Annotated in this window: 5 protein-coding genes and 3 pseudogenes; 4 read left to right on the top strand and 4 right to left on the bottom strand. The window is 65.4% G+C overall.

The genetic code is table 11. From position 1 onward, the window contains the following. Positions 1-86 precede the first annotated feature (86 nt). The 3 genes and pseudogenes from IEY94_RS22930 to IEY94_RS23840 all read right to left on the bottom strand — a co-directional run. Complete coding sequence (locus IEY94_RS22930; protein ID WP_189172335.1) at positions 87-527, bottom strand: hypothetical protein; 441 nt, start codon at positions 525-527, stop codon at positions 87-89. A 398-nt stretch (positions 528-925) separates the two neighbouring features. After that, positions 926-3,292: a PAS domain S-box protein gene (locus IEY94_RS22925; RefSeq protein WP_189172334.1), complete on the bottom strand. Its 2,367-nt coding sequence runs from the start codon at positions 3,290-3,292 to the stop codon at positions 926-928. A 378-nt stretch (positions 3,293-3,670) separates the two neighbouring features. Beyond that, a pseudogene (locus IEY94_RS23840) lies at positions 3,671-3,898 on the bottom strand (IS701 family transposase); the annotation flags it as partial. A gap of 73 nt (positions 3,899-3,971) precedes the next feature. Between IEY94_RS23840 and IEY94_RS22915 the strand changes: the two are divergent. Further along, positions 3,972-5,121 (top strand): annotated as a pseudogene (locus IEY94_RS22915) (IS3 family transposase). A 229-nt stretch (positions 5,122-5,350) separates the two neighbouring features. Here IEY94_RS22915 and IEY94_RS22910 read toward each other — a convergent pair. After that, a pseudogene (locus IEY94_RS22910) lies at positions 5,351-5,512 on the bottom strand (transposase); the annotation flags it as partial. A gap of 91 nt (positions 5,513-5,603) precedes the next feature. Here IEY94_RS22910 and IEY94_RS22905 point away from each other — a divergent pair. From IEY94_RS22905 to IEY94_RS22895, 3 genes are all read left to right on the top strand, one after another. Next, positions 5,604-6,125, top strand: coding sequence for a hypothetical protein (locus IEY94_RS22905; RefSeq protein WP_189172332.1), 522 nt, complete (start codon positions 5,604-5,606; stop codon positions 6,123-6,125). A gap of 232 nt (positions 6,126-6,357) precedes the next feature. After that, a complete protein-coding gene (locus tag IEY94_RS22900; RefSeq protein ID WP_189172331.1) occupies positions 6,358-6,984 on the top strand; it encodes a DDE-type integrase/transposase/recombinase in 627 nt (208 codons plus the stop codon). 138 nt (positions 6,985-7,122) lie between these two features. Beyond that, positions 7,123-7,770: a hypothetical protein gene (locus IEY94_RS22895; protein ID WP_189172330.1), complete on the top strand. Its 648-nt coding sequence runs from the start codon at positions 7,123-7,125 to the stop codon at positions 7,768-7,770. Positions 7,771-7,979 lie beyond the last annotated feature (209 nt).

The following is a 7,979-nucleotide window of genomic DNA, read 5'->3' as shown; positions in this document are numbered from 1 at the left end:
TCCTACCGGGAGCCTCGCCCTAGGTGGAGAACCGACACGCCGCGCCTGACCGGGTCATCCACCGCACACACCACGATGAAAATGGCTCAATGCACCCGAACGGTCTCAAAGCCCGCTTCGGAGAGCGGGCTCGAGCTGCCGACAACACGTTGGGCATCAGCGAGCAGCGCCGTGATGGTCGGCAGGAATTGTCCCTGAGGCTGGCGAACTCCGGTCCGATGTCCGCTTGCTGCAAGTGTCGCGTACTGGTCACGAAGCTCATCGGCGTGCTCATTCATCAGGTCGATGACCTCGGCCCGCCGCGCGGCTGTCAAGGAGTCGGTGAGAATGCTGGCAGCGGCGAGGATGACCGAGGCGGTGTGCTGAGCGTCGATGGTCGTCGAGAGCGCCTGCCCGACGTCGACCGCGTGCTCGGCGCGGCTAGCAGATGTCCGCGCCTGGGTGATCGCGATCGAACCCACGGCGCCGACCGCCGTGATCGCCAATACACCGAGGGCGGCAAGCCTTCGTTTGACGGTCCAGCTCATCGGAACCCCCCCCTCCTGTATGACCATTACGACCAGCCGGTCGGACTGCGGAACCGCAATCGCCCCACGTCCTCCGGCCGGGCCGGACCTGCCGCTCAGGTTAACCGTCACGCTCCTCGCGTGGGTCGTCAGCGGAAGGTTTGCCGGGCGAAAATTGTCGGATGGTCGGCTTGCGTGGAGCGGTTACTCGTGTCTGATCAGGAATCGATATTCGTCGTCCCTACGGTGCCGGGCGCATATTGATTCGCAATTTGGCCGGATCGCGCGGCTGCTGCGTCCTGAATGACACTGATCAGATTCCGCCGGCAACATGGATCAACTGTCGGCGGACCGTCCCGATGACCAAGAAGGCGGTACTCGCGGCGGCATTGCGCGTCCGGGCAGGGCCATCACACCTGCTATACCTCGAGGCCAGGTTTGATGTCTGTGGGTTGGTGGGTGTGGAGTGCGGCTTTCACGGTGTTGAGGAAGTCGGGTTGGGTGAATGGTTTGCTGATCAGTTGTACTCCGGGCGGGAGGGTGCCCTGTTCGGTCAGGAGTGATTTTGCGTATCCGGACATGTAGATGACGGGCATGGTGGGTCTGATTCGGCGGCAGGCGGTGGCGAGTTCGGGGCCCTGCATGCCGGGCATCACCACGTCGGTGACGAGGAGGTCGATGGTGTGGGCGGAGCGGACGATATCCAGGGCTTCGGTGCCGTTCGAGGCGGGGATGACTTGGTAGTTGCTGTTCTCCAGCATCCGTGTGAGGACCGCTGCCAGCGCGGCTTCGTCCTCGACCACGAGGATGGTCTCACCCGCGCCGGTGTCTGCGCCCGGCTGGCCGAGTGCTGCGGGCGTGGGTGCGGTCGAGGTTGTGCCTTTGCGGGCGGTCGGGATGACGAAGGCGACCGTGGTGCCGTGGCCGGGTTCGGATTCGAGCCAGAGGTGCCCGCCGTAGTGGCTGACGATGCCGTAGACGGTCGCCAGGCCCAGTCCGCTGCCCTCACCGGCGGGCTTGGTGGTGAAGAAGGGGTCGAAGGCGTGGGCGATGACTTCCGGCGGCATGCCGGTGCCGCTGTCGATGAGCGTGACCATCACGTGGTCACCGGGTTGAGCGGCCGGGTGTTGGGCGCGGAACTCCTCGCCGACGGTGATGTTGGCGGTGGTGATGCGCAGGGTGCCGCCGTCGGGCATGGCGTGAGCGGCGTTCACGGCGACGTTCATCAGGATCTGCTCGAGCTGTCCCGGATCCATGTAGACGCCGCTGAGGTCGCCGTCGAGGTCGGTGCGTAGGTCGATCCGCTCACTGACGGCGCGACGTAGCAGTGGCTCCAAGCCGCGAACGACGGCATTGATATTGAGTACCTCCGGGCGGACGACATCCCGGCGCCCGAAGGTGAGCAGCTGTCGGGTGAGGGCAGTACCCCGTTTGGCGGCGCCGTGAATGCGGTCGATGTCCTCGCGAAGCGCGGCCGTCCTGGCAGCGGAATCCCCGCCGGCCATGGGGTGGGCCAGTTCCTCACGGACGAATTCGCAGCAGGTTTGGATGATGCCGAGCAGGTTATTGAAGTCGTGAGCGACGCCACCGGCGAGCTGTCCGAGACTCTCCAATCGCTGCGCCTGTTGTAGTTGGGCTTCCAACCGCTCGCGTTCGGCTCGAGAACGAAGCCGTTCGTTTTCGGTAGCGACAGCGACCCGGTCAGTGATGTCGCGGACGGATGCTGAGACGAGGAGCCCGTCACCGGACTTGAAAGAATTGAGCGCGATCTCGGCCGGGAATTGGCTGCCGTCCTTGCGTTGGGCGCGTAGTTCGGTCCGCAGGTCACCCATCTGTCGCGGTTGGGGGTTGCGAAAGTAATGTTCTTTCAGGGTGAGGTGGCGCTCGCGCGTTTCGGGTGGTATCAGTATTTCGATGGGCTGGTCGATGAGTTCGTCGCGGGCATAGCCGAAGAGCCGCTCGGCTTGCGCGTTGGCCATGACGATGCGACCTCCGGAGGTAACGCCGATGGTGGCGTCCGGCGCGGCCTCCAGGAGTCCTTTGAACTTTGCCTCGGCTTGTTCGATCCGGCTCAGGTCACTGGACAGCGTCGCCACACCCACGACGCGGTCGTTGCTGCGCACCGGTGACATACTCACCGAAACGGTGACCGTGTTTCCCCGGGCGTCCATCCGGGGTCTGACGGACCGGGCGATCACCTCGCCTGCGGCGACCCGGTCGAGGAGCTCCACTTCGACCCGGTGGTGGGCTTCCGGCATGATCAAGAACACCGACTTGCCGATGACCGCTTGTGCCGGGAAGCCGTAGAGGTTTTCAGCGGCCTTGTTCCAGCTGGTGATCGTTCCGTCGAGGGTGTGGCTGACGATGGCGTCATGGGCCGACTCGACGATGGAAGCCAGCAGCGCCCGAGCCTCCATCTCCAGGTGCCGGCTGGTGACATCCCTCATGGCGGCGGCCACCCAGATGCCGCGGCCGGTGTCCAGTGGAGCGAGGCTGATCTCCACGGGGAATTCGGTGCCGTCGCGGCGCTGCGCCCTCAAGGTCATGCCCGCGCCCATGGGACGCCGCCGCGGATCGGCCATGTATGCCGAACGCAGCCGGGGATGCCGGGCGCGGACACCCGGCGGAACCAGGTCCTCCACAGACAACTCGACCAGCCCGCCCTCCGGATAGCCGAACATGTCCTCAGCCATCGCATTGGCCACCCGAACCCGACCACACTCATCAACAGCGATAGCGGCATCCGGCGTGGCCTGTAATAGCTGACCCACCAGCGAATCCGGCATAAAAGAAATGACACACCCCCGAAGCAGTTCCCCGCCGAAGCCTACGCCGCCCACATACGAAACATGCTGATTCTGGATGTCATTCTGTCAGACTATTCCTAAATGGAAACGAAGATAATCGACCGCCCGTACCCGCCGCGCCAATATGTCGGTTTCGCGCGAAGCTAAGAGTCTCGGCGCGGCCGCTGATATATAGGCTGGCCCCAGATTCTTCGTCCGACAATTCTCACACGGCACTAATACTGCAACGGCACTTATGGTCGTGTGTGTCGGTGGTGGTAGTGGCTCTGTCGGGCTTGCCATTGTCGTCGTCGGCGGAAGCGTGACCAGGCGATGGTGTAGTAGTTGGTGGGTGAGGGTCCGGGAGCAGGGCGATGATCAGCCTGCGGGCTTCGGGGACCGTGAGCGGGATGAGTTTCTCATTGCCGGTCGTTTCGCTCTTTTTTGTTCGGCGGCGCGGATGGCTGCGAGCCAGGCCAGGGCGAGCATCGACAGAGTGATGTGGGCGTACCAGCCGCGCCGGGTGCGGACCTAGTAATGGTCGAGGCCGGTTTCCTGTTTGGCTTGTTTGAAGCACTCCTCGATGGCCCACCGTCGACCGGCGACCCGGGGGGACTACCCCTGGTTTGGTTGACTCCTGACCTGTGAGGATCTTGGTCCTCCTGGAAGGATGTTCATCGTGCCCAAGCCGTTCCCGCCCGAGTTCCGTGCTGATGTGGTCGCGGTCGCCCGCCGCGGCGGGGCTCCGCTGTCGCAGATCGCGAAGGATTTCGGGATTTCCGAGTCGTGTCTGCACCGCTGGTTGAAGCTGGTTTACATCGAAGACGGCAACCGCCCCGGCCAGGCCGGGGCGGAGTCGGTGGAGCTGCGTGAGCTGCGCCGCCGTAACAAGCTGTTGGAGCAGGAGAACGAGATCCTGCGGCGCGCGGCGGCGTTCTTCGCCCGCGACATCTCCCCAAAATGATCTACCCGCTGGTCCTCGACTGCGCCGCCGACGGGATCCCCGTGGCGGTGACCTGCCGGGTGTTGGGGTTCTCCAAGCAGGCGTTCTACCAGTGGAAAGCGATCCGGTCAGCCACCGTGACTGGGACGACGCCCACCTGGTCAACGCCGCCTACGACATCCACGCCGACGACCCGGCGTTCGGGTACCGGTTCATCGCCGATGAACTGGCTGACCGTGGTGTGGCCACGGGTGAGAACCGGGTGCAAAGGTTGTGCTCTCAGCAGCGGATCTGGTCGGTGTTCTCCCGCCGGGCTCGTAAGAGCGTGCGCCGGTCCGGCCCGCCGGTGCACGACGACCTGGTCGGCCGGGACTTCACCGCCGCGGGACCGGACCGGTTGTGGCTGACCGACATCACCGAACACCCCACGAGCGAGGGGACGCTGTACTTGTGTGCGGTCAAGAACGCCTGGTCCAACCGGATCGTCGGCTACTCGATCGACAGTCGGATGAAGGCATCCCTGGCGGTGTCGGCGCTCAACAACGCCGCCGCACTGCGCCGCCCACCGCCGGGCGTCGTGGTCCATTCGGATAGAGGCAGCCAGTTCCGGTCTCGGAAATTCGTGGCCGCGCTGCACCGCCACCAGCTGATCGGATCGATGGGCAGAGTCGGATCCTGCGGCGACAACGCCGCGATGGAATCATTCTTCGCCCTGCTCCAAGCCAACGTCCTGGACCGCCGCCGCTGGCCCTCACGACAAGAACTCCGCATCGCGATCACCTACTGGATCGAACGCACCTACCACCGCCGACGCCGACAACGCCGCCTCGGACGCCTCACCCCGATCGCGTTTGAGACACTCCACACCACCACCAACGCCGCCTGAACCACCCTCAACCCCGCGAGTCAACCAAAGCGGGGGCAGTCCCTTCACTGGCCGCCCACGAGATCCAACTGGCCGTTGACAGTTCCCGCAGTCGGCGGCGATCGGCTCAGCGCAGCGGGATGCCGCACGAGTACGCCAACGCCCGCACGACCCTTCGATCGTGGACAGCTTGGGTCGGGTGCACCACGGCCCGTCAACGACCAGCCCATGACCAGAATGAATCCACCGGATGCAGCTGGTCGAACACTGCAGCAACGGTCCAGCGCTTCAACCTGCGCCAGCAGGTCATCCCGGAGCCGAACCCCAACTCCTGGGGCAAATCCCCAACCGATCCCGTATGCAGCACGAACAAGATCCCTTGCAGGCGCAGCCGGTCGGGCACCAGCCGAGGATGAGGTGCGCGGGCGGGCCGAGTCTTCCCGGCAGATGCGCCTGCGATGAGCCATTTCAGATTCCGGTCAGTTCGCTGACTCCTGCGTTCGATGAGCTGGCCACCCGCAACGGCGCTGGCGGTCAACGTTCGGGCCGGCCTTGTGGCGGTGACGGCCGACCCGGGCGGCGCCGAGGCGGTGACGCCGCAGGGCCATCTGCGGCTGCTGGCCGGGGTCCGGCGCCGGTGCGGCATCGCGAACGGCTGCCGGGTGCTGGCTGTGGCCGCCGTCGACAACCGGCGCTTGATCATCCACCCATCCATCCATCCACCCACCCACCCGCTTCGCTGGACGCGCTGCTCGCAGACTGCTACGCCAAGATTCTCGACGGGACTGCGGCATGAGCGCTGGCGCTGCCGTGGGGCAGGCGGAGATCCAGGCGGCGTTGCTGCTGTTGACCAAGCTCGGTGTCAGTCCAAGGATCTGCTGGCGCCTGCGGCGGCGGCCCGGCCTGCGGTGCCGACGTTCTCGGAGTTCGTGCCCGAGGTCGCAAAGGTCACCAGTCAGGAGCCGGTGAAGGCGTATGGCACGTACTGGAACCGGTCGTCGAGCAATGGGGTAGCCGTCAGCTGAGTGAGCCGACCCCGTTGGAAATCGAACAGCTCGGCAAGCGGCTGCGCGCAGCGGGTGATTCGCCGCAACGGCCGCACCGGCGCTGGGGCGGAGGAAAACTACGTCTTGGCGATGCGCTGCCTTATATGCGGGCGATCGCCTGTGGGCACCTCACCGAGGCCGAGAATCCGGCAGCGAAAGTCGCCAAGCCGCGCCGGCGGCCAGTACCCGCCCGCCCCTGCCGAACGCCCGGTTGGCGGAGATCAACCAGGTCGCGGCGAGCACCAGCAACGACCCGGCGCTGGACAGCCTTCTGCTGCGGTATGCCGGCGGCAAACCCGTCACCTATCGCCGCTATGAGCGTTCTGGCTGGCCGCGGCCCGGGATGCGTTCCAACCGGATCGTCGGCTGGAAGACCTCCGACCGTTGCGACACCAACCCCGTGCTCGGCGCGCTGGAGTACGGGATCTGGACCCGGCAGGTCCGCCACGGGCAACTGGTGCATCACAGCGACCGCGGGTCGACCTACACATCATTCCGGTTCGGGCAGACCCTGGCCGACCACGGCGTGCTGGCCTCCATGGGCTCAGTCGGCGACTCGTTCGATAACGCGCTGATGGAGAACTTCTTCTCCACCCTCAAGACCGAGCTGGTACACCCCCGAGCTTGTTCCGTTTCCGAAGGTGAACCTTTGGGTGGCTCGTGGCAGCGGTTGCTCGCCGCGTGCGGGCCGATGCTGACCCTGGCGGTGAGCCGGACTGACTGGTCGCCACGGCGGACTCGACCGTCGCGCGCTCCCGTCACTCCTGAGGATCCAGTCTCACAGGGGTGCCAGCGTCATTGTGCAGTCAGCGCCGAGATTGTGCAGGCGCTCGGGTAGTGGCCGGCTGACTTTCAATCCATCTTGATCGATCAATTGCATTCGCCCGTCGACAACTCTGTAGCCGGGTGAACCGCTGGACGTCCGAGCCGCGTACTGCACTACGAGATGTTCACGGCCCGACGACGAGGAGTGGCAATGAGACTGCGACAACGGCGCGGCATCAACGGCAACCGCAAGGTCATCGGCGCGGCGATCATCGCTGGCGTGCTCGTAGCCGGGGGTATCGGCAGCGTGCAGTTCGCCTCGGCGAGTGAAACCTCGAACGGCGCTGTCATCGACAGGAACGGCCAGCAGCTCGACGCAGGCGCCGAGGAGGCGGCGGACGCCGCCGCACAGGCGCTCGAGGCCGCCTGCGACGACTTTGCCGCTAACCAGTCCGCCGCGGGCGACGCCGCCGAAGACGACCGAGCCGGCGGGGACCGGGAAACTGGCGAACGAGCTGTCGCTGACTCCTCGATGTCCACCGGAACCGCGATGAAGGAGCGACGCCAGGAACTCGCCCGAGACCGGAACCGGAATCAGGACCAGGAAAACCAGGACCAGAACCAACAGGACCAGAACCAACAGGACCAGGACCAACAGGACCAGCAGAACGAGGACCAACAGGACCAGGATCAGGCTGCGGGCGACCCGGCGGTCGCTGACGCCCAGCAGGCCCTGCTCGAGGCATGTATCCGCCTGGCCGACGCCAAGGCGGCCGCTGGTGACGATGATGCCGCAAACGGTGCCGACGAGGGCGTGGGTGACGTTGCCAACAACAACCACGAACGGCGACAGCGCTGATAGAGCCATTCCAGCCGGCGGATAGCAGGCGGGTGGGGTGGGCTGACCTGGGGCGATGGCGTGTCGATCATTCATATGGGACGAGGCTCTCGGCAGGAACAGCAGTCGACCAAGACCTCTGTTCGCGCCGTGGAGCCTCGTTGCTTGAGGTCCCCCCGCTTTCCCGGAGTGGGGTTACCTGCCGCCGGTTGGCGTCGGGGTGGTGCTGA

The organism is Pilimelia anulata, from assembly GCF_014647895.1.
Taxonomy (GTDB): domain Bacteria; phylum Actinomycetota; class Actinomycetes; order Mycobacteriales; family Micromonosporaceae; genus Pilimelia; species Pilimelia anulata.
Note: the sequence above shows the minus strand (reverse complement) of the source record. Positions and strands in the feature narration are given on the sequence as shown.

Coding starts and splice junctions, on each gene's coding strand:
- IEY94_RS22930 (WP_189172335.1), bottom strand. CDS start 527: ATGAGCTGGACCGTCAAACGAAGGCTTGCCGCCCTCGGTGTATTGGCG.
- IEY94_RS22925 (WP_189172334.1), bottom strand. CDS start 3,292: ATGCCGGATTCGCTGGTGGGTCAGCTATTACAGGCCACGCCGGATGCC.
- IEY94_RS22905 (WP_189172332.1), top strand. CDS start 5,604: ATGAGCTGGCCACCCGCAACGGCGCTGGCGGTCAACGTTCGGGCCGGC.
- IEY94_RS22895 (WP_189172330.1), top strand. CDS start 7,123: ATGAGACTGCGACAACGGCGCGGCATCAACGGCAACCGCAAGGTCATC.